22 protein-coding genes and 1 pseudogene are annotated in these 25700 nt (G+C 62.2%); 14 read left to right on the top strand and 9 right to left on the bottom strand.

The window, feature by feature from the left end:
- The 8 genes from EOA13_RS16955 to EOA13_RS16990 all read left to right on the top strand — a co-directional run.
- A partial coding sequence (locus EOA13_RS16955) for a D-glycerate dehydrogenase (protein ID WP_164780117.1) occupies nt 1–684 on the top strand: 684 nt, incomplete at its 5' end.
- A gap of 79 nt (nt 685–763) precedes the next feature.
- Nucleotides 764–2029 (top strand): serine hydroxymethyltransferase, encoded by a 1266-nt coding sequence (glyA, locus tag EOA13_RS16960; RefSeq protein ID WP_127294246.1) that lies wholly within the window; start codon nt 764–766, stop codon nt 2027–2029.
- A 133-nt stretch (nt 2030–2162) separates the two neighbouring features.
- A complete protein-coding gene (locus EOA13_RS16965) occupies nt 2163–2954 on the top strand; it encodes an AraC family transcriptional regulator (protein WP_127294248.1) in 792 nt (263 codons plus the stop codon).
- Nucleotides 2955–3211: 257 nt separating this feature from the next.
- Entirely contained in the window at nt 3212–4102 is an 891-nt protein-coding gene (locus EOA13_RS16970) for an aromatic ring-hydroxylating dioxygenase subunit alpha (RefSeq protein ID WP_127294250.1), read from the top strand.
- Nucleotides 4103–4347: 245 nt separating this feature from the next.
- On the top strand, nt 4348–5367 hold the full coding sequence (locus EOA13_RS16975) for a BMP family protein (RefSeq protein ID WP_127294252.1): 1020 nt from the start codon (nt 4348–4350) through the stop codon (nt 5365–5367).
- 34 nt (nt 5368–5401) lie between these two features.
- Entirely contained in the window at nt 5402–6925 is a 1524-nt protein-coding gene (locus tag EOA13_RS16980; protein ID WP_127294254.1) for an ABC transporter ATP-binding protein, read from the top strand.
- On the top strand, nt 6922–7998 hold the full coding sequence (locus tag EOA13_RS16985; protein ID WP_127294256.1) for an ABC transporter permease: 1077 nt from the start codon (nt 6922–6924) through the stop codon (nt 7996–7998). The genes EOA13_RS16980 and EOA13_RS16985 overlap by 4 nt, the downstream gene beginning before the upstream one ends.
- A complete protein-coding gene (locus EOA13_RS16990) occupies nt 7991–8923 on the top strand; it encodes an ABC transporter permease (protein ID WP_127294258.1) in 933 nt (310 codons plus the stop codon). Before EOA13_RS16985 ends, EOA13_RS16990 begins: the two co-directional genes overlap by 8 nt.
- An 8-nt stretch (nt 8924–8931) precedes the next feature.
- Here the strand turns inward: EOA13_RS16990 and EOA13_RS16995 are convergent, their stop codons facing one another.
- From EOA13_RS16995 to EOA13_RS17015, 5 genes are all read right to left on the bottom strand, one after another.
- Nucleotides 8932–9852 (bottom strand): ABC transporter permease, encoded by a 921-nt coding sequence (locus tag EOA13_RS16995; RefSeq protein WP_127294260.1) that lies wholly within the window; start codon nt 9850–9852, stop codon nt 8932–8934.
- A complete protein-coding gene (locus EOA13_RS17000) occupies nt 9852–10919 on the bottom strand; it encodes an ABC transporter permease (protein WP_127294262.1) in 1068 nt (355 codons plus the stop codon). Before EOA13_RS17000 ends, EOA13_RS16995 begins: the two co-directional genes overlap by 1 nt.
- Nucleotides 10903–12450 carry an ABC transporter ATP-binding protein gene (locus tag EOA13_RS17005; protein ID WP_127294264.1) on the bottom strand — a complete coding sequence of 516 codons (1548 nt, stop codon included), beginning with the start codon at nt 12448–12450 and terminating at the stop codon, nt 10903–10905. Before EOA13_RS17005 ends, EOA13_RS17000 begins: the two co-directional genes overlap by 17 nt.
- A gap of 100 nt (nt 12451–12550) precedes the next feature.
- A complete protein-coding gene (locus EOA13_RS17010) occupies nt 12551–13645 on the bottom strand; it encodes a BMP family ABC transporter substrate-binding protein (RefSeq protein WP_127294266.1) in 1095 nt (364 codons plus the stop codon).
- Nucleotides 13642–14481 carry a GntR family transcriptional regulator gene (locus EOA13_RS17015; protein WP_127294268.1) on the bottom strand — a complete coding sequence of 280 codons (840 nt, stop codon included), beginning with the start codon at nt 14479–14481 and terminating at the stop codon, nt 13642–13644. The genes EOA13_RS17010 and EOA13_RS17015 overlap by 4 nt, the downstream gene beginning before the upstream one ends.
- Nucleotides 14482–14730: 249 nt before the next feature.
- Between EOA13_RS17015 and EOA13_RS17020 the strand changes: the two genes are divergently transcribed.
- The 6 genes and pseudogenes from EOA13_RS17020 to EOA13_RS17045 all read left to right on the top strand — a co-directional run.
- Nucleotides 14731–15591, top strand: coding sequence for an aromatic ring-hydroxylating dioxygenase subunit alpha (locus EOA13_RS17020; protein WP_127294389.1), 861 nt, complete (start codon nt 14731–14733; stop codon nt 15589–15591).
- Nucleotides 15592–15631: 40 nt separating this feature from the next.
- Nucleotides 15632–16537, top strand: a complete 906-nt coding sequence (locus tag EOA13_RS17025; protein WP_127294270.1) for an aromatic ring-hydroxylating dioxygenase subunit alpha — start codon at nt 15632–15634, stop codon at nt 16535–16537.
- A gap of 22 nt (nt 16538–16559) precedes the next feature.
- On the top strand, nt 16560–18326 hold the full coding sequence (locus EOA13_RS17030) for a 2Fe-2S iron-sulfur cluster-binding protein (RefSeq protein WP_127294272.1): 1767 nt from the start codon (nt 16560–16562) through the stop codon (nt 18324–18326).
- Between the two features lie 9 nt (nt 18327–18335).
- On the top strand, nt 18336–18986 hold the full coding sequence (locus EOA13_RS17035; RefSeq protein ID WP_127294274.1) for a glutathione S-transferase: 651 nt from the start codon (nt 18336–18338) through the stop codon (nt 18984–18986).
- Between the two features lie 56 nt (nt 18987–19042).
- Nucleotides 19043–20170, top strand: a complete 1128-nt coding sequence (locus EOA13_RS17040; RefSeq protein WP_127294276.1) for an S-(hydroxymethyl)glutathione dehydrogenase/class III alcohol dehydrogenase — start codon at nt 19043–19045, stop codon at nt 20168–20170.
- Nucleotides 20171–20407: 237 nt separating this feature from the next.
- Nucleotides 20408–20547: pseudogene (locus tag EOA13_RS17045) on the top strand (S-formylglutathione hydrolase); the annotation flags it as partial.
- Between the two features lie 456 nt (nt 20548–21003).
- Here the strand turns inward: EOA13_RS17045 and EOA13_RS17050 are convergent.
- From EOA13_RS17050 to EOA13_RS17065, 4 genes are read right to left on the bottom strand one after another with little or no spacing between them, the layout of a single operon-like run.
- Complete coding sequence (locus EOA13_RS17050) at nt 21004–22104, bottom strand: class II histone deacetylase (RefSeq protein ID WP_127294278.1); 1101 nt, start codon at nt 22102–22104, stop codon at nt 21004–21006.
- Between the two features lie 10 nt (nt 22105–22114).
- Nucleotides 22115–23698, bottom strand: coding sequence for a GMC family oxidoreductase N-terminal domain-containing protein (locus tag EOA13_RS17055; protein WP_127294280.1), 1584 nt, complete (start codon nt 23696–23698; stop codon nt 22115–22117).
- 10 nt (nt 23699–23708) lie between these two features.
- Nucleotides 23709–24803 carry a branched-chain amino acid ABC transporter permease gene (locus EOA13_RS17060; RefSeq protein ID WP_127294282.1) on the bottom strand — a complete coding sequence of 365 codons (1095 nt, stop codon included), beginning with the start codon at nt 24801–24803 and terminating at the stop codon, nt 23709–23711.
- Between the two features lie 8 nt (nt 24804–24811).
- Complete coding sequence (locus EOA13_RS17065) at nt 24812–25699, bottom strand: branched-chain amino acid ABC transporter permease (protein WP_127294284.1); 888 nt, start codon at nt 25697–25699, stop codon at nt 24812–24814.
- Between the last annotated feature and the right edge of the window lies 1 nt (nt 25700).

The raw sequence follows: 25700 nt of genomic DNA on the forward strand, positions 1-25700 counted from the left end.
GTCGTCACCAACACGCCCGCCGTGTTGACCGATGCCACCGCCGATCTCGCCATGACGCTGCTTTTGATGTGCGCACGCCGTGCCGGAGAGGGCGAACGCGAATTGCGCTCCGGCAACTGGACCGGCTGGCGACCAACGCATCTGTGCGGGACCCAGGTCAGTGGCAAGACCGTCGGCATCATCGGCATGGGCCGCATCGGCCAGGCAATGGCGAAGCGCTGTCATTTCGGCTTCGGTATGGATGTCGTCTTCTTCGACAGCATGCCGGTTGCTGATCCCGGCATGCCGGCTCGGCAAATGGCAACAGTCGATGACGTGCTCTCGGCTTCGGATTTCGTGTCGTTGCATTGTCCTGGCGGTGGCGAGAACACCCGCCTCATCAACGAACGCCGTCTTGCCTGCATGAAGAGATCGGCCTTCCTGATCAACACGGCGCGTGGCGACGTGATTGACGAGGACGCACTGGTTCAGGCGCTTCGTGAGCGCCGGATCGCCGGCGCCGGACTGGATGTCTTCGAGACGGAGCCTTCCGTGCCACGCTCCTTGACCGAGCGCGAGGATGTCGTGCTGCTGCCGCATCTGGGCAGTGCCACCAGCGAAACGCGCATCGCCATGGGCATGAGGGTGATCGACAATCTGTCGGCCTTCTTCGAAGGGCGCACCCCGCCTGACGCCGTGAATTAGCCACGCGTTTTCAACTCAACGAGCACAGCCATCGCCGGATGCCTGCAAGCATCCGCAGGCACGCCAGGAGACCAGCAGAATGTCCGGCTTCTTCCAACGAAACCTCGCGCGGCAGGATCCGGTGATCGCCGACGCGATAGAGCGCGAAATCGGCCGGCAGAGGTCGGAGATCGAGCTGATCGCTTCCGAAAACATCGTCTCGCCGGCGGTGCTCGAAGCGCAGGGCTCGGTGATGACCAACAAATATGCCGAGGGCTATCCCGGGCATCGCTACTATGGCGGCTGCCAATATGTCGATCTGGCGGAAGCGGCGGCCATCGACAGGGCTTGCCGGCTGTTCGGTTCGGCGCATGCCAATGTCCAGCCGCATTCCGGCGCGCAGGCCAATGGCGCGGTGATGCTCGCCATGCTTAAACCCGGCGACACCTTCATGGGTCTGTCGCTCGCCGCCGGAGGGCATCTAACTCACGGTGCCAAGCCGACGATGTCGGGAAAATGGTTCAACGCCGTCCCGTACGGCGTCCGCCAGAGCGATTGCCTCATCGACTATGAGGAACTGGAGTCGAAGGCACATGAGACCAAGCCCAAACTGATCATCGCTGGCGGGTCAGCCTATCCGCGCATCATCGACTTCAAGCGTATCCGGGCGATCGCCGACGCTGTCGGCTCCCTGATGATGGTCGACATGGCGCATTTCGCCGGCCTGGTCGCCGGCGGCGTGCATCCCAACCCGGTCGAGGTCGCTGATATCGTCACCACCACGACGCACAAAACGCTGCGCGGCCCGCGCGGCGGCATGATCCTGACCAACAGTCAGGACATCGCCAAGAAGCTGAATTCGGCTGTCTTCCCGGGCCTGCAGGGCGGTCCGCTGATGCATGTCATCGCCGCCAAGGCCGTTGCCTTGGGTGAAGCTTTGGAGGAGGGGTTCAAGGACTATGCCCGTCAGGTGGTGACGAATGCCAAAACCCTGGCCGCCACGCTTGGCGAGCGCGGTTTCGATATCGTCTCCGGTGGAACCGATACGCATCTGCTGCTGGTGGACCTGCGCGGCAAGGGTCTGTCCGGCAAGGATGCGGAGGAGGCGCTGGGCCGTGCCGGGCTGACCTGCAACAAGAACGGCATTCCCTTCGACCCGGCGCCGCCCGCCGTCACCTCCGGCATCCGGCTGGGCACGCCAGCGGCAACGACGCGCAGTTTCGGCGAGGGCGAGTTTGCGCGTGTCGGTCATCTCATAGCCGACGTCCTTGACGCGGTTGGAACGCAATGGGGCGCCGAACAGGAGAAGGCGGCTCGCCTGTCGGTCGAGGAGCTTTGCGAAGCATTCCCGATCTACGGTCGCTGAGACGCACCAAAGTCAGATTTTCATTCGAACAAGCAAATGCCTTGCGCCACGGAGCCACACCCTCGACTATTGAAGATGACAGTGCCGGCAAGCGGCTCGACACGAGGCCGGCAGCCTGAGAGGGAACGTCGCCATGCGCCTGCCTCCAATCGATCTTAGCCGCGAGAACACGTTCGGTGCACTGACCTATGAGAATGGTGGCGAGTACGGGCCGATTGGCGGCGACTATCTGGCTTTCATGCTTGTCCACATTGGATCCCTGCGGTTGGAGACGGATGACAGCGTCCTGCAATTGGAGGCGGGGCAATGCGCTCTGTCGCTTACGCGCCACCGCTATATGACGACGGTTGCGTCGGACACGCTGACCCATATCAGTTGGTGCGATGGCCGGCCGCAGAACGCGGCATGGCTGTACAAGGAGCGCGAGAAGTTCGCGCCGTTCATCGTCGCCTCGCCGATGGTCCACACCCTCATGCAATTGGGTGTCGACCTTGGCCTCGGTGAGCGCGGCGGTCGCAGCGGTGTTCGCGAGTCGCTGACCAACGCGCTCCTCCACGCTTTCATCTACGAGGCCGAGGTGATCGAGGCGGAGCGGCCGATCCCGCAGACGATCCTGCAGGCGCGCCGGTTCCTCGAGGAGAATTTTGCCGCTGATCTGTCGATCGAGCGGGTGGCGCAGCAGGTGCGCGTCAGCCCGCAATATCTGGTCTCGGCGTTTAAGAAACATCTCGGCATGACGCCTGCCAAATATCTGTGGCGTTGCCGTCTCGACTACGGCACGCATCTGCTGCAGCGGACGGGGCTGTCGATAAGCGAGATCGCCTACCAGGTCGGCTACAAGAACCCCTATCATTTCTCGCGGCAGGTCAAGCTGGCATTCGACTGCTCACCGACCGAATTGAGAGAGCAGAAGCGCAACGCCTGACGGCTGCCCACATGCCTCCGGATGGGCGGGGCAAGCATTGCCGCCGGAACGAGGGCGGATGAACTGGCGATATGCTTTCCTCAACAGCAGGCATGGCGGATTTCCGGCCGCGGATGAAATGTCGGACCTATCAGGATTGATCCGGCTTGCAGCGCCAAGCCCCGCAGGGCAAGGGACCGATGTCCTCAACCTCGTTGCCGGTAGCGCCTCGGCCAGATCCGTTCACCGACAACAGACATTCCGGGCTGGACAGCATCATGGACAATTTCTCTCACCTGGATCCCGTAGCGCTCAACGACTGGCATGTCGTTGGCTGCATCGAGGACTTGCCGGTCGATCGGGCGATCCGGACGGTCCTGCTCGGTCAGCCGATTGCCGTTGGCCGGCGCGGCGGCAAGATTGCAGTCTGGCAAGGCGAGGCTAGCGTCGATGCTACCCGAACAGAGCTCCCCGTCATTGAGCGGTTCGGCTATGTCTGGACGACGCTGGGCACGCCGGAGCGCGACCTGTTCGAGATTCCGGAGTTTTCCGAAGCCGATCGCCGCCACATCATCCAGGGCGTCGTAAGGGTAAACGTATCGGCGCCCAGGGCCGTCGAGAACTTTCTCGACATGGGGCATTTCCCATTCGTCCACACAGGTATCCTCGGCGAGGAGCCGCACACCGAGGTCAAACCTTACAAGGTGCAGGTCTCGACCGAGCCGCCCGAAATAATGGTCACGGATTGCGAGTTCTACCAGCCGCAGGCGAATGCGGGTTCGACGACAGGTGCCGACACCGAATATATCTACCGGGTGCCGCACCCGTTCTGCGCCGTCCTTTACAAGACGGGGTCGCGGCAACGTGACCGGCGCGACGTCATCGCGCTGTTCGGGCAGCCGGTCGAAGAGGACTGGGTGCTCGTCCATATCGTCATCTGCCTGCTGGATGAAGTCCGCGACCTCGCGACCCTGAGGCGGTTTCATCAGACCATCCTGGGTCAGGACAAGCCGATCCTGGAGAACCAGGTGCCGAAGAAGCTGCCGCTGGATCCCCGTTCCGAGGTGCCGATCCGGGCCGACGCTGCATCGGCTGCCTACCGGCGCTGGCTGCGCGAAAGAGGCCTGCGCTATGGCGTCGTCGCCGCCGACGGCATCCGCGCTCACTAGGCATGGACGCATTTTCGGGCATGATTAATTGCGGATATGCCCGAAAGAAATCGCAGCCATTGTTAGCCGGGCTTCGCCATGGAAGTTTCGGACCCAAGCCGGAAAACCGGCTGCCTGGCAACGCCATAGGGGACGTCGGCCTGGCGATCGCAGCCTCCACGTCGGCAACCGGAAAAGACAACAATATCCGGATGACGACAGGGCGGCATTAGACAGTTCTCGGACTGGAATGAGAGGATCAAGCAATGACGAATACCATCACGCGACGCACGGCCATCCTGGGTTCGGCAGGCGCCCTGCTTCTTTCCGGGCTTGTGCGGTCCTTTGCGGACACGCCAAAGACGCTGAAACTGGCGATCATCCTGGAAAGCCGCACCGATGTCGGTTGGTCCAGCACATTGCTCGATTCGCTCGAGCACCTGAAACAGGAGAAGCCGGAAGGACTCGAAATCTCCTGGGAATACACCGACCCACTGTGGGGCGACGATGCGGAAAACGCGATGCGCTTCTACGCTGAAAGCGGCGAATACAACATCATCTGGTGCCATGGCCGCTATTCGGACCAGGTCAAGAAACTCAACGCCGAATTTCCGGACCTGATGTTCGTCGTCACCGGCTCCGGCAATCTTCCGGTCGGGGCCAACCAGTACTGGATCTACAAGCGGTTGCACGAACCGTCCTACCTGCTTGGAATGCTGGCTGGCCACACCACCAAATCCGGCATGGTCGGGGTGGTGGGAACCTTCGCCGCCGACGACGTCAACGACCAGATCAACGCATTCTTCGATGGGGCAAAATCGATCAGGCCCGACATCCAGCATCGGCTGTCGTTCATCGGCTCGTGGTCCGACAATGCGCTGGCGGCAGAGCACGCCAATGTGCAGATCGCGGCCGGTGCCGACGTCGTGTTCATGCTGACCGACAATTTCAAGCCGTGCCAGGAGCACAAGATCATGTGCTTTGCCAATATCAACGACCAGAACAAGGTTGCTCCCGACGCGATAGCATCCAGCGCGCTGATCAACTGGCAGCCCGACGTCAAGTGGATCATCGCCGAGTGGCTGAAACATAAGGCCGGCGGACAGTTCAGCGGCAATGCCGAGCCAAGGTGGTTCTCCATGGCGGAAGGCGGCACCGACATCGCGCCTTACTACGACTTCGACGGCAAGATCCCGCAAGCGGTGAAGGACGAAATCGCGGCCAAGCGGCAGGACATCATGTCGGGCAAGTTTGTCGTTCCCCTCGATACCGCCGAGGTGAAGTAAGAGATATCGAACAGGCAGCCCGGTGCGCGACCCAATGGAAGACCTGCTGAACGTCCAGAACCTTACCAAGCGATTTGGCAGCGTCGTCGCCAATGACGGGGTCAATCTAGATGTCCGCAAGGGCGAGATCCACTGCCTTTTCGGCGAGAACGGTGCTGGCAAGTCGACGCTGTCGTCCTGCCTGTATGGCTACTACAAGGCCGACAGCGGCGTCATCCGCTTCAAGGGCGAGGTGGTGGAGCTGAACTCTCCCGCCGATGCCCTGCGGTTGGGGATCGGCATGGTGCATCAGCATTTCGTGCTGGTCTCCAATTTCACCGTGCTGGAGAACATCATTGTCGGCAGTGCCGATGTCGGGCTGCTGCTGAAGAAGGCCGACGCCCGCAGCAAGATTCTCACCCTTTGCCGCGATTGCGGCATCGACATCGATCTGGATCGCGAGATCTGGCAGCTCTCGGTCGGCGAGCAGCAATGGGTGGAAATCCTGAAGGCGCTTTATTTCGGCGCCGAGTTGCTGATCCTCGACGAGCCGACGGCGGTCCTCACGCCGCAGCAATCCGACCAGCTCTTCGTTATCCTCGACGGAATGCGCAAACGGGGCCTCTCGATCATCCTGATCAGCCACAAGCTGCGTGAGGTGATGCAGTCGGACAGGGTGACGGTGCTGCGCCGGGGCAAGGTCGTCGCCACCGTCGATACCGTGGGAACGACCGCCGAAGCGATCACCGCGCTGATGGTCGGGCACAAGGTGACCAAGAGCGTCAGGGACGCTTCGCTTGCACCGGCGGGCGAAATCCTCGCCATGGCAAGCGCATCGGCAATCGGCGAGTGGGGCGAGGACGTTCTCAAGGACGTCACCTTCACCATTGCCGCCAACGAGGTGCTTGGACTGGCGGGGGTTGCCGGAAACGGCCAGAGGGAACTCTTCGAAGTCCTGATGGGCGTTCGCAGGCTTCAATCCGGTAGTTTCTCCCTCGAAGGGATTCCGGTGGTGGCGCCGACGTCACGCGGAATCCTCGACAGAGGCGTCGGCTTCGTGCCGGAAGACCGCTTTCTCGAAGGGCTGATCCCGGAGTTCGGAACCGCCGAGAATCTCGTGTTGGGCTGGCAGCGCTCGCCCGAGTATTGCCGCGGCCCTTTTCTCGATCGCCGCAAACTGGCTGAGTTGGCGCGGCGCAAGATCGACGAATACAAGGTCGCGACCGCCTCGGCCGAGCTGCCGGTGGAGCGACTGTCGGGCGGCAATGCCCAGCGCGTCATTCTCGCCCGCGAGTTCCAGCATGCCAGGCGGTTGCTGCTGGCCAACCAGCCGACGCGCGGCCTCGACGTCGCCGCCTCGGAATTCGTTTACGAGAAGATCCTGGAAAAACGCGCCGCCGGATTTGCGGTCCTGCTGGCATCCGAGGAGCTTGAGGATCTGCTGCGCCTCTGCGACCGCATCGCGGTGATCTTCAAGGGGAGGATCATGGGCATCGTCCGGCCGCAGGAGACCAGCCTTCTCGAACTCGGAATGATGATGGCTGGCGACACCAGCCAGCTTGGACAGGTAACTCAATGATATCATTTCAACGACGCTCGGGCGGCAGCCTGGGGTGGAACGTCGTCTGCTATTCGGCGGCGATGCTCGGTGCTTTTCTGACTTCCGCAATCCTGTTGAAGCTTTCCGGCGGCGATCCGGCCAAGGCCTTCTCGTCCTTGCTGATCGGTGCATTCGGCAGCCCAGGCGCCTTGCTTGGATCGCTGGCCAAGGCGACGCCGCTTCTGCTCGTCGGACTGGGCACGGTGCTGGCGTTCAGGGCCAAGATCTGGAACATCGGCCAGGAAGGTCAGGTGTTCGCCGGCGCCATGGCGGCCTATTGGGTCAGCTTCTGGGTGGCACCGCTCCCGTCGTGGCTGGCGGTCTGTGTTCTCGCCGTCGCCGGGTTGGCCGGCGGCGGCGCACTTGGCCTGCTTGCCGGCGCTCTGAAGACCAGGTTCGGCACCAATGAGATCATTTCAACGGTGATGTTGAACTACATCATCATGTTCCTGCTTGCCTATCTTCTCGACGGGGGCCCGTGGATGGAGACCGGCGTCACCGTGGCCTACCACCAATCGCCGCCGATCAATCCGGCTCTCGAATGGCCGGTGTTTTTTGGCACGGGTGCGGGAAAGCTGCATGTCGGGTTCCTGTTTGCGCTTGCCGCCTCGGCGTTCTGCTCGGTCTTGCTCGACAAGACGTCGCTTGGCTATGAAATCCGCGCATTCGGCTCCAACCCGACCGCTTTGACCTTTCGCGGCACCAATGTCCGCCGGCTTCTCCTGACCGTCATGCTGATGTCGGGGGCGCTGGCTGGGCTGGCAGGTGCGGGCGAGCTGTTCGGCGTAACGCATCGGCTGCGCGCTGAAACGCTGCTCGGCATCGGCAGTTCCGGCATTGTCGTGGCCATGGTGGGCGGGCTTCGCCCTAGCGGGACGATGCTCGCGGCACTGTTCTTCGGCGCCCTTCAGAGCGGCACCATCTACATGCGGCTCAAAAGCGGCACACCGGCCGGACTGGTCTCGGCGATGGAGGGATTGGTGCTGTTGTTTTTCCTGTGCGCCGCGGTGGCGACACGGCTCCAACTGGTGCGGAGGGAAGTCCATGCTTGAGCTCTTGCAGGGACCGCTGCTGATCAGCCTGCTGGCGGCGATGGTCCGCATTGCGACACCGCTGCTGTTTTCGGCAATGGGCGAGCTGGTCACACAGCGCGCCGGTATATGGAACATCGCCGTCGAAGGCACCATGTTGATCGGGGCGGTGGTCGCCTACATGGTCGCCTCGACCACAGGATCGCCGTGGCTGGCCTTGGCGGTGGCCATCATTGCCTGCGCCGCAAGCAGCCTGATCATGTCGTTCGTGACGATCGTGTTGAAGGCCGAGCAGTTCGTCGCCGGACTGGCCCTCAATCTTCTCGCCTCGGGCGTCACACTGTTCTGGTTCCAGGCCTATGTTGCCGGCCGCGAGCCGCCGACATTCGCTGGCTTCGACCGGGTGCCGATCCCCTACCTGGCGGATATTCCGGTCTTGGGTCCGGTGCTGTTTTCGCAACGTCTGCTCACCTATGTCAGCTTCTTCCTGCCTGTCCTGGTCTGGTTCTTTCTCTACCGAACCAAATACGGCCTCGAGGTGCGCTGCGTCGGTGAAAATCCAAAGGCGCTCGACGTCAAGGGATTGCATGTCGGCCTCAGGCAGTGCCTGGCGATCATGTTCGGCAGCATGATGTCCGGCTTCGGTGGTGCGTTTCTGATGCTCGGCTATTCCGACAAATTCGTCCCCGACCTCATTGCCGGGCGCGGCTGGCTGGTCGTCGTCGCAATCATTGCCGGCAACTGGATGCCGTTCCGGGTTGTCGGTGCGATCTTCATTTTCGCGTTTCTCGAGGCGTTGGGCATCCATGCGCAGGTCGTGGGGATACCCGTCCCCCATCAGATATTCCTCGTGCTACCCTATGTGGCATCCTTGGTGCTGCTGGCCGGGTTGCGATCGCGCACGCATCAGCCGGTGGCGCTCGGCATACCCTACAACAGAGAATAGTTCCTGGTTCAGGTCGCCGGGCGGAAGGGCTTTGCAAGTGAGGCCGGGAAATGCAGCGCGAGCATCTGGCGGTTTCGTGAAATGAGGACCAGCACGATGATGGTGGCCAGATAGGGCAGGGCCGACAGCAGTTCCGACGGCACTTCCAGCCCGAGCGCCTGTCCTTGCAGCTGCAGGATCGTCATGCCGCCGAACAGCCAGGCGCCAAGCAGGATGCGCAGCGGCCGCCATGTGGCGAAAACCACCAGCGCAAGCGCTATCCAGCCCTTGCCGGCGGTCATGTTCTCGACCCACAGCGGCGTGTAGGCGACCGACAGATAGGCGCCCGCCAGTCCGGCCATCAGCCCGCCGAACAGGACGGCCATGTAGCGGATCTTGATCACCGGGTAGCCGATCGCATGCGACGTCTGCGGCGACTCGCCGATCGTGCGCAAGATGAGCCCAGCCTTGGTCCGATAGAGAAACCAGCTGATCGCTGCGAACATCAGCAAGGCCAGGTAAACCATCGGATCGAAGCGGAACAGCATTGGACCGAGGAAAGGTATGTCGGACAAGAAGGGGAAGTCGACGCCATGCAGCGCTTCGATCGGGGAACTGCCAAAACCGCGTCCGAGAAAGGCCGAAACACCTGACCCGAAGATCGCCAGCGCCAGACCGGCGGCGTATTGATTGGTCAGGAAGGTCAGTGCCAGAACGCCGAACAGCAGCGATGCGGCAGCACCGGCCAGCGCGCCGGCCATGATCGCGACAGGCATGGAAAAGCCCGCGGTGACAGCCCAGAACGCAAGTGCTGCCCCCATCAGCATCATGCCTTCGATGCCGAGATTGAGAACGCCTGACTTTTCGACCACGAGTTCGCCGAGGGCTGCGAAGATCAGGGGCGTTGCGGCAATGACGGTGCCGGTGAAGATGGCAATGAACAGATCCATCAGGCTTTCTCCCGGACCAGGCGAACGCGGTAGAAGATGAAGAAGTCGGCGGCGAGCAGGAAGAACAGCAGGATGCCCTGGAAAATCCGTGTCAGCGCCGAGGGCAGGCCAAGCGTCATCTGCACGCCTTCTCCGCCAAGGAAAAGCAGCGACATCAGCAGACCGCCGAGCACGATGCCAAAGGCGTTCAGCCGTCCGATGAAGGCGACAATGATGGCCGCGAAACCATAACCTGGCGATATCTGTGGCGAGAGCTGGCCGAGCGGTCCGGCAGCTTCCGCCATGCCGGCGATGCCGGCTGCTGCTCCGCCGGCCAGCAGGCCGATCCAGATCGCCGCCGACTCGCGGAACCCCGCATACCGCGCGGCCAGCGGTGCCGCGCCGCTCACCGACATCTTGTAGCCGAGGAAGCTGCGGTCGGTGAACAGCCACATCGCGATGACGGCGACGACGGTGATGAAGACCGAGGAATTGAGCCGGTATGCCGGATCAAAGGACTGGAGCATCGCGGCGGCAGGCAGGAGGGCCGTCTGCGGATAGTTGAAACCGGCCGGATCGCGCCACGGCCCATGCACGAGATAGGACAGGAACAGCGTGGCGATGTAGGTCATCATCAGCGTGACGAGGATTTCGTTGGTGTTCATGCGGGCACGCAGGAAGGCCGGAATGGCCGCCCATGCCATGCCGGCGCCCATGCCGGCCAGGAACATCAGGGGCAACAGCAGCACGCTCTCCGGATTTGGCCAGAACAGCCCGACGCCGCTGGCAGCAATCGCTCCCATGGTGAACTGGCCCTCGGCGCCGATGTTCCAGACATTGGCGCGAAAGCCGACCGCCAGCCCGCAGGCGATCAGGATCAGCGGCGAGGCCTTGAGCAGCCATTCCGACAGTCCGTTCATCGAACTGAGCGGCTCGACAAAGAACGCATGGAGCGTCGCCAGTGGATCATGTCCGAGAGAGGCGAAGAAAACCGAGCCGACGACGACCGTCAGTATCGTCGCCAGGATCGGTGCGGCAATGCGCATAGGCGCGGATGGCTCCGGCCTTTGTTCAATCCTGAAGTGCAATATCGCCACTCCCGTTCGCCGATGTCGGCTCGTTCATTGTCCGGCCGGTCATCAGAAGTCCGATCTCCTCGCGGTCGGTTGTCGTGCGGATGAGTGGCGGTGACACCTTTCCCTTGCAGATCACCAGCAGCCGGTCACAGATCTCGAACAACTCATCGAGTTCTTCGGAGACGACAAGAACCGCTGCCCCGGCACGGCTGAGATCGATGATGGTCTGCCGGATGAAGGCGGATGCGCCGACATCGACACCCCAGGTCGGCTGAGACACCAGGAACAGCTTTGGCTTGAGCGCGATCTCGCGTCCGACGATGAACTTCTGCAGGTTGCCGCCCGACAGGCTTTGCGCGGTCGACTGCGCTCCATTGGCCTTGACCTTGAACCTGTCGATGATGCCGGCGGCGAAAGCCTTGGCCTTGCGGCGATCGACCAGTCCGTTGCGCACCGTGCCGAAGCGGTGCGCGGTCAGCACGGCGTTCTCCCACAGCGTGTGCGACGGCACCGCACCGCGTCCGAGCCTTTCTTCGGGAACAAAGGCGACGCCGAGCTTGCGGCGCTCGTGGGCACGCAGGCGGGCGGCGTCGGTGCCGCAAATCCTGATCGCGTCGCCGCGGCCATGGGTGCGTTCGCCGCTGAGCAAGGCGATCAGCTCGGCCTGGCCGTTTCCGGAAACGCCGGCAATGCCGACGATTTCCCCGCCATGCACATTGAACGACACATCCTTTAGGTCGACGCCGAAATGGTCTCGGGCCGAGACCGAAAGATTGTTGACCTCGAGCACCGGCTTGTCGCTCGGACTTGGCGGACTGACATGCATTTCAGGCAGCCTGGAGCCGACCATCATGCGGGCAAGCTCCAGCGATGTCGTCTCTTTCGGGCGGGCGGTGCCGGTGACCTTGCCGTTGCGCAGCACGGTGGCGGTGTCGCAAAGCTCCTGCACTTCGTCCAGCTTGTGGCTGATATAGACGATGCTGCAGCCCTCGGCGGCCAGTTGCCGGAGCGTCTCGAACAGCTTGACCACTGCCTGCGGCGTTAGCACGGAAGTCGGTTCGTCGAGGATCAGGAGTTTCGGCGCCTGCAGCAGGCAGCGCACGATCTCCACACGCTGGCGCTCGCCAACCGACAGGTCGTGCACCTGGCGATGCGGATCGATGGGCATGCCGTAGCGCATGGAGAGGTCGCGAATCTTTTCGGCAAGCGTCGGCAGATGGAACGTGCTGCTTGTCGACAGGGCAATGTTCTCGACCACCGACACGGATTCGAACAGCGCAAAATGCTGGTAGACCATCTCGATGCCGAGCGCGCGGGATACCGCCGGATTGTGAGCGACGATCGGATTACCATCGCTATGGATTTCCCCGGAGTCGGCCTGCGCCGCGCCATAGATGATCTTCATCAGGGTAGATTTGCCGGCGCCATTCTCACCCAAGACAGCGTGGATTTCCCCGGGTTGGATCGACAATGAAACGTCGTCATTGGCGACGACGCCCGGATAGCGCTTGCAGATGTTGCGCAGTTCTAAACGCGGATGCATGGCGGGTCCTGCCGTGGCGTGAAGCGGGGTTGGACTAGGCGCAAGCTGGCAGACGCCGAAGCATTCCAGCTTCGGCGCCGGTTGGCTTTTTGAGCGACGATCAGCTCAGCTTGCCGATCATCCCCTTCACGAACCAGTTCATGCCACGAATGTCGTCGTCAGCCAGAATCGAACCGGCGGCGACCTTGACGTTGCCCTCCTGGTCCTTCAGCTCGCCGCCATAGGGATGAACCTTGCCGCTGCCGATATCGGCCTCGATCTGTTTGAGCTTGGCCCTGGTGTCGGCCGGAATGCCGTCATTGTAGGGTGCCATTTTCACGACGCCTGCCGCCAGTCCGTCCCAACGCACTTCCGGCTTCCAGGTGCCCGCGGCAACGGCCTTGGCGGCGCCAACATAGTCGCTGGTCCAGTCGAGCACGAATGCCGTCAATTGCTTGCCCGAACCGAACTTCGCCATGTCGCTGGCATAGCCGATCGACCAGGCACCGCCTTCGCCGGCGACCTGGACACCGGTGGCCGTGTCCGTCATCGAGCAGATGACGTCGCAGCCTTGTGAAAGCAGGGTTTTGGCGGCCTCCTTTTCCTTGCCCGGATCAAACCAAGAGTTGAGGAAGATGGTGTTGCAGGTAGCGTTCGGGTTGACGCTTTGCGCACCGAGCAGCAGCGCATTGGCCGGCCCAACGATGTCGGGGATCGGGAAGCCGCCGATGAAGCCGATCTTGCCTGATTTCGACATGTAGCCGCCGGCAGCGCCGGCGACGAAAGTACCCTCGTAATATTTGGCTTCGAAGGTGCCGAGATTGGCGAGGTGGTCGATGCCGGAGCAATGTTCGAAGGCCACTTTTGGGAACCGTGGCGCCACTTTCTGCATGGGCGTTCCGTGTGAAAAGCTGGTGCCGAAGATCAGCTTGTTGCCGGCGCTCGCCAGTTCGCGAAAAATGCGCTCGGCGTCCTGCGGCATGAAGATGTTGTCGATGACGGTCAGCTCGACCTTGTCGCCGAATGCGGCCTTGATGGCTTCGACACCGAGGCTGTGCTGCTTGGTCCAGCCGATTTCAGCGACCGGGGAGACATAGACGGCGCCGATTTTCAGCACCTCCTGCGCTTGCGCGATCGTGCTCAGGCCTCCTGCACCAAGTGCAGCGCCGAGCGCACCGCTGTATTTCAGGAAATCCCGTCTTGTTGCGTTGTTCATGATGGTAACCCTCTGTTGGTTTTTTTGCTTGATGCCCGGCTTGTGGGTGCCGGGTCTGTTTTTGGAAGATGGACGTGGAGATGCGTCGCCCCATCGCCATTGCTTGACGACTTCGCCATCCGTCTGAGCGGAACAGCTGTTGCGGCTGCGTCCGTCGCACCGTCGAGATAGGGGGCAAGCGCCTCGGCGGGGGTAATTTCCGGAAACACCTCGCGGTCCATGATGTAGCCGCGCACCACCGTGCGGTGATGGGTGTCGATGAGATCCATAGCCTGTTTGAGCCGGCCTTTTTCCAGAAGGTCGACAACCCTCGAATGGTCGTCCAGCAGATTGCAATAGTCGAAATCGGCGGTAATGAGCGAGCGCAGCAGCGTCGTGCGGCGCACGAGTTGCGCATGGATTTCCTGCATCACCTTGTTGCGGCTGAGGCGCACGAACACCGTGTGGAACTCCTGGCCGAGCACGTCGGCCAGGGCATCATTGCCGGCGGCCACGGCTTGTCGCTGCCGTTCGACATGGTGGCGCAGTTCGGCCCAGCCGGCCGGGCCCAGCCGATCGCTGAGCTGTGCTGCCACGCCCTGTTCGACAAGCGTCAGGGCGTCGTAGATTTCCATCGCCTCCTGCATGCTCGGCTTGGCGACGAAGGCGCCGCGATTGCGCTCGATCTGGGCAAGTCCATCATCGGCGAGCCGTATCAGCGCCTGGCGGACGACGATGCGGCTAACGTCGAATATTTCAGCGAGTTCGCGTTCACCGAGCTTGCAGCCGGGGACGAGACGATGATCAATGATGGCGCGCGTCAGCGTGTCGGCGATTGACTGGGAACGGCTGCTCACGAGACGGCGCTCCGCGTGGGTTTCCATGCGTCTTTCGCAATGTCACTGCCGATGATCGGCGTCATTCCAGCGCCCCATATCCCAGGTTGCGGTGTGGCATATATGGGATGCAATCCTTTCAGTCTGTCAACCAAAAAACATTCATTGGCTACAAAAAATGCATTGATTGATATCCAATCTTGTGTTTGCAATGGTGGCGCTGACCAAGCCGGGTTCGATGTGAAGAGCCGGCCAGGGAGGACGATTGCGATGAACAGCCCTTGCAGAGACGGGGTTCTCTTGAACGACTGGCATATTGTTGCGGATTGCTTGATGCTGTCCGCTGGTGCTCCGTTCACCACACGGCTTCTGGGGGTCGCTCTCTCAATCACCTGCAAGGGACGCTACAACAAGGAGATCATCCGCCATGACACCGACGAACAGGTCAATTCTGCCGAGCGCTACGGCTTCGTCTGGGCATGTCTTGGCAAGCCCTGGCGGGACATCATTTACATTCCGGAATCGAACGAGGCAGACCGGCATCTGGTCAGCGGCGGCTCGATCGCGGTCAAGGTGTCGGGTCTGCGCGCCGTCGAGAATTTCCTCGACATGGGGCATTTCCCCTTCGTGCATACAGGCCTGCTGGGTGACGAGCCGCACACCGAAGTGGTGCCCTACAGGGTCGAGATCACCGACAAGGACGAGGTGCTGGCGACCGAATGCAAATTCTATCAACCGCTGGCCTCGCCGACCGCCAAGAAAGGCTTTGTCGTCGACTACATCTATAAGGTGATCCGGCCGTATACGGTGGCCCTCTACAAGAGCAATCCTGTGAAGAAGGACCGGCTCGACGTCATCACCCTGTTCGTGCAGCCGGTCGATGAGGACAACTGCGTCGCTCATCCCTTCCTTTGCTACCTTGTGGACGGCATCGACGCGGCGACGGTGCGCAGCTTCATGCAGCTGATCTTCGCCCAGGACAAGCCGATCCTGGAAAACCAGGTGCCGCGACGGTTGCCGTTGGATCCGCGGGCTGAAACACCGATCCGCGCCGACGCCGTCTCTGTTTCCTACCGGCGCTGGTTACGGGATCAGGCAATAACTTACGGCGCCATTCCGGCCCAGGCCTGATGGGATCGATGCTGGCCTGGCTCCTTCGAGGGACATGAAAATGATACAGACGAGATGCTCGGACCCGGTCATTCTCAATCTCTGGCATCCGATCGGTGCCATTGCCGAGACGACGCCAGACAGTGTGGTGGAGACGACCCTGCTCGGCGAGCAGGTCAGTTTCGCAATTGGCGCGACCGGCGCCATCGGGGTCTGGATATCCAGGCCCGACTTGCGACCCGGCGCCAGGATCGATCCGGCCTCGATCCATGAAGCGCTGCCCGCCAAGAGCGCCTATGGCTATGTCTGGACCTCCCTCGGTTCGCCGCCGGCAGAACTGTTTCCGATCCCTGAATATGAAGAGCCGGACCGCCGCAAGCTCAACGCGGCAACGTTTGGCGTCAACGTCTCGGCGCCGCGCGCCATCGAGAATTTTCTCGACATGGGCCACTTCCCCTATGTGCACACCGACATCCTCGGCGTCGAACCGCATACCGAAGTCAAGGAATACGACGTCGAGATCTCGGTCGACCGCGACGAGATCCTGGCCACGCGTTGCCGCTTCTTTCAGCCGATGGCTTCCACAGCTTCGGATGGTGGCGCGGATGTGGACTATGTCTACCGCGTGCCGCATCCCTATTGCTCGGTGCTCTACAAATCGAGCCCCGTCGACGAAGCCCGGCGTGATGTCATTGCCGTCTTCCTGCAGCCGGTCGACCAAGAGCATGTGCGCGCTCATATGCTGCTTTGCGTGCTCGACGAAGACAATGAAGACAAGGTGATCAAGCGCTTTCAGCAGACGATCTTCGGACAGGACAAGCCGATCCTGGAAAACCAGGTACCAAAGCGCCTGCCACTGGACCCACGCGCCGAAACACCGATCCGGGCCGACAAGTCGGCCATCGCCTACCGGCGCTGGCTTAGCCAGAAGGGCGTGACCTACGGGGTCATTCCGGTTGCCGCCTGACAAGATTTTTTGGAGACGACGAATGTTGCAAGAAGCCAGAAGCCGGTGGCATCCGATCGCCGCTGCCTATGATTTGCCTTACCGCCACGTCTTCCACGGCCAACTGCTTGGCCGGGAATTTGCCGTCTGGCGAGCCGATGACGGCTACGTCAACATCTGGGAGAATCGCTGCCTGCATCGCGGTGTAAGGCTGTCGATCGGCATCAACGACGGGCGCGAACTGAAGTGCCAATACCATGGCTGGCGCTATTCGAACCGCACCGCCGGCTGCACCTATATCCCGGCGCACCCGGCCGATGCGCCAGCTCGCACCATCACCAACCGCACCTTTCCGGCGGTGGAGCGCTATGGCCTCGTCTGGTCGTCCGAAGAGCCGCAAGGAGAGGTGCCCGATGTCGCCGGGCTGCCGGAGGGCCAGTTGCTTGCCTTGCGCGGCATTCCGGTCAATGCGCCTGCCGACAAGGTGGTGGAAATGCTGAAAGCCTATCGTTTTCAGCCCAGCCAGGCCGTCGAGGGCGACGCCGCCGGGGTACTGGTCGAAGCCGTGCAGGATTTTGCCGTGGCGCTCCGCTCGCGTGACGGCGCCCAGGAGACGCATGGCGTCTTCTTCGTCCAGCCCGTCGATTCCAACCGTTCGGTCATTCGCGGCGTGCTCGACAGAGACGCCGAGGGAGCCGCGCGTATCGCCATCCTGCGCCACCACAATGAGCGGCTCGGCAAGTTGCGCGATGCGGCGGAACGTGAGGCGGCAAGCGCTGCCGCGCCCGCGCCGATCGAGCCTGTCTACGAAAAAATGTCAGCCGAACTCGCCGAAATGCCGGAACTGACGACGCATGGCCGCAAGGCGGCGCTGCGCGTCTCCGTGGCAAGGAAATGGCAGGCCGCCGATGGCATAGCCGGGTTCGAGCTTCGCCCGATCAAAGGCCTCCTGCCTACGTTCCAGCCGGGCGCCCATATCGATGTCCACATGCCCAATGGCGAGGTCCGGCAATATTCGATCACCAACGGTCCTGGCGAAACCGACAGCTTTACCATCGGCGTCAAGTTGGAGAGGGATTCGAAGGGTGGTTCGAAATGCATGCACGAGACGGTGTGTGAAGGCGATGTGCTGGCGATCTCCGAGCCGCGCAACAATTTCCCGCTGCGCCGCGACGCGATCAAGACGCTGTTCGTTGCCGGCGGCATCGGCATCACGCCATTGCTGGCGATGGCGCAGGCGCTGAAGAACCAGGATCTGGCGCACGAATTGCACTATTTCGCGCAAGGGGAGGAGCATCTCGCCTTTTCCGATCGGCTGCGGCAACTCGGTGGCTCACTGGTACCGCATCTTGGCCTTACGCCGGAACAGACAGGCGCGAAACTGCGCGAACTACTTTCGCCATACCGGAACGGCATGCATGTCTATATCTGCGGCCCCGGCCCGATGCTGGAAGCTGCCCGCAGGACAGCGGCGGAACAGGGTTGGCCGGACGCTGCCGTGCATTTCGAGTATTTCAAGAACACCAACAAGATCGATGACAGTTCGAGCTTCGAAGTAGCCCTGGCGCGCTCCTGCGTTACGCTCAAGGTGCCTGCCGGCAAGACCATCATGCAGGTCATGCGCGAGAATGGCATCGATGTGCCGTCGTCCTGCGAGCAGGGCGCCTGTGGTACCTGCGTGGCGACGGTGATCGAAGGCGAACCGGACCATCAGGATGTCTATTTGAACGACGCCGAAAAACAGGCCGGGACCAAGATCATGACCTGCGTTTCGCGGGCCAGGTCGGCACGCCTCGTGCTGGACATCTAGGAGCAGCCGATGATCACGCTTTACGACTACGAACTCTCGGGCAATTGCTACAAATTGCGGCTGGTCATGAGTTTCCTCGGCATCGACTACAAGACTGTGCCTGTCGACTTCTACCCCGGCCGCGAGCACAAATCCGAATGGTTCCTGAAGCTCAATCCGCTCGGGCAGTTGCCGGTGCTCGACGATGACGGGCTGGTGCTTCGCGACGCGCAAGCCATTCTTGTCTATCTCGCCGCCAAATATGATCCGTCAAACAGCTGGTACCCGCTAGACAATCCGGCACTGCTTGGTGAGATCAGCCAGTGGCTGGCTTTCGCCGACGGTATCACTTCGACTGCGTCGGCCGCCCGCTTGCATGATGCGCTGTTCTACGATTTCGACATCGATGCCGCGCGCGCCGGCGCGCATCGGCTGTTCCGCATCCTCGACGAGCACCTGTGGTTCGGCGAACAGCAAGGCCGCAACTGGATCTGTTCGGCCGGTCACCCGACCATCGCCGATATTGCCTGCTTTCCTTACATCATCCTGTCGGAGGAGGGCGGTGTCCCTCGTCAGGATTATCCGGCCATACGGCGCTGGTGCGATCGGGTCAAGCGCATCAAGGGCTTTACCGTGATGTCGGGTGTGTTCCCGGCCGGACCTGCCAAGGTCGCCGCATAGTTGATCAGAAAGAGCCTGAGTTACGGCTCGGTAGAACACTGATTGGGAGAGAAAAGATGAAAACCCGCGCCGCTGTCGCTGTCGCCGCCGGAAAGCCGCTGGAGATCATGGAGGTCGACCTCGACGGTCCGCGCGAGGGCGAGGTGCTGGTCGAGATCAAGGCGACCGGCATCTGCCACACCGACGAATTCACCCTGTCTGGCGCCGATCCCGAAGGCCTGTTCCCGGCCATCCTCGGCCATGAGGGTGCCGGCGTCGTCGTCGATGTCGGCGAGGGCGTCACCTCGCTCAAGAAGGGCGACCATGTCATCCCGCTCTATACGCCGGAATGCCGGCAATGCCCGTCCTGCCTGTCGAGGAAGACCAATCTGTGTACCGCGATCCGCGCCACGCAGGGCCAGGGCCTGATGCCCGATGGTTCATCGCGCTTCTCGATCGGCAAGGACAAGATCTTTCACTATATGGGCTGCTCGACTTTCTCCAACTTCACCGTGCTGCCCGAGATCGCGCTGGCCAAGGTCAACCCCGACGCGCCCTTCGACAAGATCTGCTACATCGGCTGCGGCGTCACCACCGGCATCGGTGCTGTCATCAACACCGCCAAGGTCGAGATCGGCGCCACCGCCGCCGTCTTCGGCCTCGGCGGCATCGGCCTCAACGTCATCCAGGGCCTGAAACTTGCCGGCGCCGATATGATCATCGGTGTCGATTTGAACAACGACAAGAAGGAGTGGGGCGAGCGGTTCGGCATGACGCATTTCGTCAATCCGAAGGAGATCGACGGCGATGTCGTGCCCCACCTCGTCAACATGACCAAGCGCGGCGCCGACCAGATCGGCGGTGCCGACTACACATTCGACTGCACCGGCAGCACCAAGGTGATGCGCCAGGCGCTGGAAGCCTCGCATCGCGGCTGGGGCAAATCGGTCGTCATCGGTGTGGCCGGTGCCGGCCAGGAGATTTCCACACGGCCGTTCCAGCTGGTCACCGGCCGCACCTGGATGGGAACCGCCTTCGGCGGCGCGCGCGGCCGCACCGACGTGCCCAAGATCGTCGACTGGTACATGGACGGCAAGATCCAGATCGACCCGATGATCACCCACACGCTGAAGCTCGAGGACATCAACAAGGGTTTCGATCTCATGCATGCCGGTGAAAGCATCCGCAGCGTGGTGGTCTACTGACGGGTTTGAGCCATACGCCGCGCTGAAAGCTCTGTGTTCCCAAAATACCGGCTTCCCCAGCATCGGTGTAAGACCGGTGGCGCAGGCATTCCGGAATGCCCGCGCCGCCGGTCGACCAGACCTGCGTCATCCCACGGAATCCGGTTCATGGTTCAATCCGCCAGGAGTTGCCGCGATCCCGACCGATGCCGTAGACACCACCCGTGGTTGGCGTTTGAAATTGGCGGAGAGAAGCACATGTCAAAACAGATGAAGATCATCTCCGCTGACAGATCGCATGGCGGCGTGCAGGGCGTCTATTCCCACACGTCGGAAGCCTGCGCCTGCGACATGAATTTTGCCGTTTCGTGCCGCCGCAGGCCCATGAAACACCTTGCCGGTTCATCATCAACTGAAGTCTCCGACTGTCTAAGTCACTGATTTTTTTGGCCCCGTGCAAACGAGGGCGTCGTTGCGTGTGAAGGGCAGCAGATCAATCTGGCGGTACTTTTGACGGTACTTTTCGTACGTGAATCAACGTCCGAGAAAGGACAGTCACCCGTTTCTCGGCCTGACGGTGCTTTTTTGTAGATCAACCATTTGAAAAATATACAGAAAATGGCTTTCCCGGTGACGTTTCGGCGCGAACGGTACTTTAAAGCGCGTCGCGTTGAAACGGATTCATGCGACGCGCTTTAAGTCTTTGTTTTCATGCATGTCGTTGTCCCAAACCGGGGCCACTTTTGGGCAACATGCATCAGCCGCACGTCCTACCGTCAGCGCAAGTCCGCATTTGTGAGATTGGGCGCCGGTGTGTCTTGAGATCGCCTCATTGGCTGACCGCAATCAGAATTCTAGGCGATGCCGCCCAAAAGTTCCTCCGCCCTGGAAACAGCGGCCGCCTGATGTGGCTGCACGGGTTGGCCGGCATAGCTTTCGAAGACCGGCAGGAACGGGTCGTCGATATGCGTCCTGATGCCGGACAGTTGCTCCATCACCGCCAGGCCGCAATAGGGAACGTAGGAGGCCGAATAGCCGCCCTCATGCGACATCATCAGGCGCCCGCCGCAGAGGTCGTCCGCCGCCTGCATCAGCATCCGCGTCATGTCGCGGTAGCTGCCGCTATGCAGCATCATGCGCCCCAGCGGATCGGCCGCCGAGGCGTCGAAGCCCGATGGCACGACGATGAGATCAGGCTTGTAGCGATTGAGCGCCGGTAGCACGACGCGTTCGAAGACGGACATGTAAGCGCCGTGGCCGCAGCCGGCCGGCAGCGGTACATTGATGTTGTAGCCTTCGCCCTTGCCCTCGCCGCGTTCCTTGTGAAGACCGCTGTCATCCGGATAAAGCCCGTCCTGGTGGATCGAGATGGTCAGTACCGACGGGTCCGAATAGAAGGCGGACTGGGTGCCGTTGCCGTGATGAACATCCCAGTCGACGCTGGCGACCCGCTCGAAGCCATGTTTGGCCCGGTTCTTCAGGATAGCGACCGGAACGTTGCCGAACAGGCAAAAGCCCATGCCTTGCCCGCGCTCGGCATGATGGCCGGGCGGTCGTACCAGCGCATAGCCATTGTCGACATCGCCGCTCAACACCGCATCCATCACCGCTGCCGTGCCGCCGGCGGCCAGACAGGCGATTTCGTAGCTGCCATGGCCGAAGGGGGTGAGATAGCTCGCATCGCCGCCGCGCCCATCACTGAGCAGCTTGATACGGCTGATGTAGTCGCGGTCGTGAAATAGGGCGAGGTCATCCTCGCTCACCGCGACGGAGGCGATCTTGGACAGTTTCTCGGTCAGGCCCGAAACCTCCATCAGATTGCGGAATCGGCGTTTCGTGTCGGCATTCTCCGCATGCTCGCCTGGCTCGATGGTCAGGCTCGGCTGAAAGAACTGCGCGGCATTGCCGGTCTCGTGCCAGAGATAGAGTTCGTGGAAATTCCAGCCTGTCGTCATGTTTTGTTTCCTAGCCCGCCAGGATCATTGACGCGGCGCGTTCGGCGATCATGATCGTCGGCGCGTTGGTGTTGCCCGACACCATTTTCGGAAAGACCGAGGCGTCGGCGATGCAAAGCCCGTCCAGCCCATGAACCTTCATCGACGTCGGATCGACGACGGCCATCGCATCTGAACCCATGCGGCAGGTGCTGGTCGGGTGATAAAGCGTCGTGCAGTGGCCGCGTATATAGTCGGCGATCTCGGCGTCGCTCTCGCATTCGGCGCTCGGCGTGATTTCGCCGACGAGCATTTCGGCAAGCGGCGACTGCGCCGCGATGCGCCGGCTGATGCGGATGCCTTCGACCAGCGTGGCGATGTCCGAGCCATCCTCGTCGCTGATGAAGTAACGTGGGTCGATCGCCGGATATTCGATTGGATTGGCCGAGCGCAGGCAAATCTCGCCGCGGCTGTCTGGCCGCTGCAGCGTGGTGTGCAGCGTGATGCCTGGCCTGGACGAAAGAAACCGAACATAGTCGCGATGCGGGCTGATGGCGCCGTAAAGCTGCAGGTCCGGCTCGATATCGGGCCGGCTCCTGACGAAGCCGCCCGCCGCCACCCAGGGTGAGGAACGCGGACCGCTGCGCGACGTCTGCCATTCCGCGAAGTCGCGCTGCAGCGTCTCGTCGGTCCAGGCGCCGACGCCGATCTTGTCCTTGGTATAGAAGGTGATCGGAATGTTGATGTGGTCCTGCAGATCCTTGCCCACGCCCGGGAGGTCGTGCACGGGAGCAACGCCGACCTGGGCGAGTTCGTCGGCCGGCCCGATGCCCGAAAGCAGCATCAGCTGGCAACTGCCGATCGAGCCCGAGGACAGCACCACCTCGCTGTCGGCGAAAGCGGTCTCAGGTTCGCCATTGACGAGATAGCGGATGCCCTTGACCCGGCCCTTCTCGACGATCAGGCCCGTCGCCAGCACACCGGTTTTCACGGTCAGGTTGGGTCGTTCCCGCGCCGGGCGCAGATAGGCCTTGCCGGTGCCCCAGCGTTCGCCGTTCTTGATGGTGAACTGGAACAGGCCGACACCTTCCTGCTCGACGCCGTTGAAATCGCGATTGTGCTTGTAGCCGGCGGCCTTGCAAGCCTCGATCCAGGCAAGCTCGTTGGGATCGACATGTCCGACATTGCCGATATGCAGCGGCCCGTCGGCGCCGTGCAGCGGGTCGTTGCCGAGTTCGGCATTGCTTTCACTGGCCTTGAACACCGGCAGCACGTCAGCCCACGCCCAGCCGGGGCAGCCCATCGCCGCCCAGCCATCATAGTCGGACGGCAGGCCGCGAATATAGATCATGGCGTTCAGCGCGCCGGAGCCGCCGATCATCTTGCCGCGCGGCCAGAACACCCGCCTGCCGCGGCAGCCGGCCTGCGGCTCGGTGTGGTAGCCCCAGTCGACTTGCGTGTTGAACATGGTCGGCCAGTCCGACGGCACGTCCGAGGCGAGCGGCGCCTCGCGCCCGGCCTCCAGCAGCAGCACCTTGCGGGCAGGATCGGCGCTGAGCCGGTTTGCCAGCACGCAGCCGGCCGAGCCGGCGCCCACTATGATCGTATCGAACATCGTCAGTCTCTCACTTTCCGGCCGGGGTCGGGCTTTGCACAATGCTGCTTGCTGCCGGCTTGCTGTCGGGGCTGTCAGGGCTGGCGCGACGGCGCCCGAGCCAGTCGATGAGATCGCCAAAACGGCCGACCAGCCCCTTGGGCATCAACACCACCGACAGGGCGATGATCAGGCCGAGCCCGAGCGTGCGGAACTCGCCGCTCTCTCGCATCAATTCGTCAGCCAGCACCAGCACCACCGTCCCGACCAGCGGTCCCCAGAACGTGCCGACGCCGCCGACCACGACGATGGCGATGATGAACATAAGTTGCGACATCGACAGCACACCGGGGCCGATCGCCTGGAAATGCGCGGCATAGAAACCGCCGGCCAGCCCGGTGAAGAAGGCGGAGATGCCGAACACCAGAAGCTGCGCCTGGAAGCGGTTGACGCCGCGGGCCACCGCATAGCCCGGATTGTCCTTCAGCGCCCGGAAGGCAAGGCCGATCGGGCTTTTGACGATCGCGTAGGTGAAGACCATGGTGAGCGCGAACAGCACCGCGATGATGGCGTAATTGCCGACTAGCCACTGCGCCCGGAGCAAGGCCCTGGTGCCGAGGTCGCCGAAGCGGGCAAAGCCGACGGCGCCGCCGGTGAACTGGCGGCAGACGGAGCCGACCATGACGAAACATTCGGTGTCGGTGACGATCAGCAGATACATCGTCTGGGCGATCGCCAGCGTCAGCAGCGCCACATAAACGCCGGTGAGGCGAAGGCAGGCGAGGCCGACGACCAGCGAGAACAGCACGGCGCCCAGCGCGCCAGGCACAAGTGCTGCCCAGACGTTCCAGCCGAAATAGAAGCAGAGCATCGCCGTCGCATAGCCGCCGAAGGCAAAGATCGCCATTTGCGCCAGCGAGAAGATGCCCGAGAAGCCGAACAGGAGGTTCCACTGCGAGGCGATCGTCGCATAGAACAGCGCCAGCACGATCTGGCCAAGGATGTAGCGGCTGTCGACCAGGAACGGCAGCGCGATCGCCGCCGCGATCAGCATCAGGCTGATGGCAAGATCAGTCCTGGCCGAGCGAGACATGGAGGAACGGGACATGCGACGTGTCTCTGTCATGATGCCCCTCACATGCGCCGGATTTCGGCGTGGCCGAAAAGGCCGGACGGCCGCCAGATCAGCACGGCAATGACGACGAACAGCAGCGATGGAAAGCCCCACCTGGCGCCCAAGGCGTACTGGACGAAGGATTCGAGCAACGCCAGCCCAAGTGCTGCTGCGATTGCGCCCGGTAGATTGCCGAGACCGGCGACCACGCACATGATGAAGGCCTTCAGCATCGGGTCGTTGCCGAGTGGCGGCGACAATTGCGTCATCGACGAGACCATGACGCCGCAGATGCCGGCGAGCGCGCCCGACAGCATCAGCACCTGCAGGTAGACGCGGTGGACGGCGACGCCCATGAGCTGCGCCGCGTCGCGGTTCTGCGCCGTCGCCCGGATCGCACGGCCCATCCGCGTGCGGCCGAGCGCCGCCGAGACGACCACCATCATCACGACCACCACCGCGATGATCAGAAGGTTCTGCCACGGCAGCGTCAGCGGCCCCAGGCGTAAGGCACCGGCGATCGAAACCGGCTGCTTCAGCGGCTGCCCGCCATAGGTCAGGAGGATGGCATTCTCGAGGGCGATGCCGATGCCGACCGTGGCGATCATGACGTTGGCTTCGAATGTCGATTTGTCATTCTGCAGGAGATTGCGAACGATCGCGAAATAGAGGATGGCGCCAGCCAAAGCACCCGCGACGATGGCACCGGCGAAACCGATCGCGACCGGCAGGCCGAGCGAGGTGATCACCGTGAAGGCGACGTAGCCGCCAAGCGTCAGCATCGCCGCATGGGCCATGTTGAGCATGCCCATCGAACCCCAGACCAGCGACAGCCCGACCGTCGCCAGCGCATAGAGCGCGCCCGAGGTGAAGCCGGCGACGAGAATGGCCATGAGAACGTCGGTCATG

It is taken from the genome of Mesorhizobium sp. M7A.F.Ca.US.011.01.1.1 (genome assembly GCF_003998295.1).
In the GTDB taxonomy this organism is placed as follows: Bacteria; Pseudomonadota; Alphaproteobacteria; order Rhizobiales; family Rhizobiaceae; genus Mesorhizobium.

Coding starts and splice junctions, on each gene's coding strand:
- glyA (WP_127294246.1), top strand. CDS start 764: ATGTCCGGCTTCTTCCAACGAAACCTCGCGCGGCAGGATCCGGTGATC.
- EOA13_RS16965 (WP_127294248.1), top strand. CDS start 2,163: ATGCGCCTGCCTCCAATCGATCTTAGCCGCGAGAACACGTTCGGTGCA.
- EOA13_RS16970 (WP_127294250.1), top strand. CDS start 3,212: ATGGACAATTTCTCTCACCTGGATCCCGTAGCGCTCAACGACTGGCAT.
- EOA13_RS16975 (WP_127294252.1), top strand. CDS start 4,348: ATGACGAATACCATCACGCGACGCACGGCCATCCTGGGTTCGGCAGGC.
- EOA13_RS16980 (WP_127294254.1), top strand. CDS start 5,402: ATGGAAGACCTGCTGAACGTCCAGAACCTTACCAAGCGATTTGGCAGC.
- EOA13_RS16985 (WP_127294256.1), top strand. CDS start 6,922: ATGATATCATTTCAACGACGCTCGGGCGGCAGCCTGGGGTGGAACGTC.
- EOA13_RS16990 (WP_127294258.1), top strand. CDS start 7,991: ATGCTTGAGCTCTTGCAGGGACCGCTGCTGATCAGCCTGCTGGCGGCG.
- EOA13_RS16995 (WP_127294260.1), bottom strand. CDS start 9,852: ATGGATCTGTTCATTGCCATCTTCACCGGCACCGTCATTGCCGCAACG.
- EOA13_RS17005 (WP_127294264.1), bottom strand. CDS start 12,450: ATGCATCCGCGTTTAGAACTGCGCAACATCTGCAAGCGCTATCCGGGC.
- EOA13_RS17010 (WP_127294266.1), bottom strand. CDS start 13,645: ATGAACAACGCAACAAGACGGGATTTCCTGAAATACAGCGGTGCGCTC.
- EOA13_RS17020 (WP_127294389.1), top strand. CDS start 14,731: ATGAACAGCCCTTGCAGAGACGGGGTTCTCTTGAACGACTGGCATATT.
- EOA13_RS17025 (WP_127294270.1), top strand. CDS start 15,632: ATGATACAGACGAGATGCTCGGACCCGGTCATTCTCAATCTCTGGCAT.
- EOA13_RS17030 (WP_127294272.1), top strand. CDS start 16,560: ATGTTGCAAGAAGCCAGAAGCCGGTGGCATCCGATCGCCGCTGCCTAT.
- EOA13_RS17035 (WP_127294274.1), top strand. CDS start 18,336: ATGATCACGCTTTACGACTACGAACTCTCGGGCAATTGCTACAAATTG.
- EOA13_RS17040 (WP_127294276.1), top strand. CDS start 19,043: ATGAAAACCCGCGCCGCTGTCGCTGTCGCCGCCGGAAAGCCGCTGGAG.
- EOA13_RS17050 (WP_127294278.1), bottom strand. CDS start 22,104: ATGACGACAGGCTGGAATTTCCACGAACTCTATCTCTGGCACGAGACC.
- EOA13_RS17055 (WP_127294280.1), bottom strand. CDS start 23,698: ATGTTCGATACGATCATAGTGGGCGCCGGCTCGGCCGGCTGCGTGCTG.
- EOA13_RS17060 (WP_127294282.1), bottom strand. CDS start 24,803: ATGACAGAGACACGTCGCATGTCCCGTTCCTCCATGTCTCGCTCGGCC.
- EOA13_RS17065 (WP_127294284.1), bottom strand. CDS start 25,699: ATGACCGACGTTCTCATGGCCATTCTCGTCGCCGGCTTCACCTCGGGC.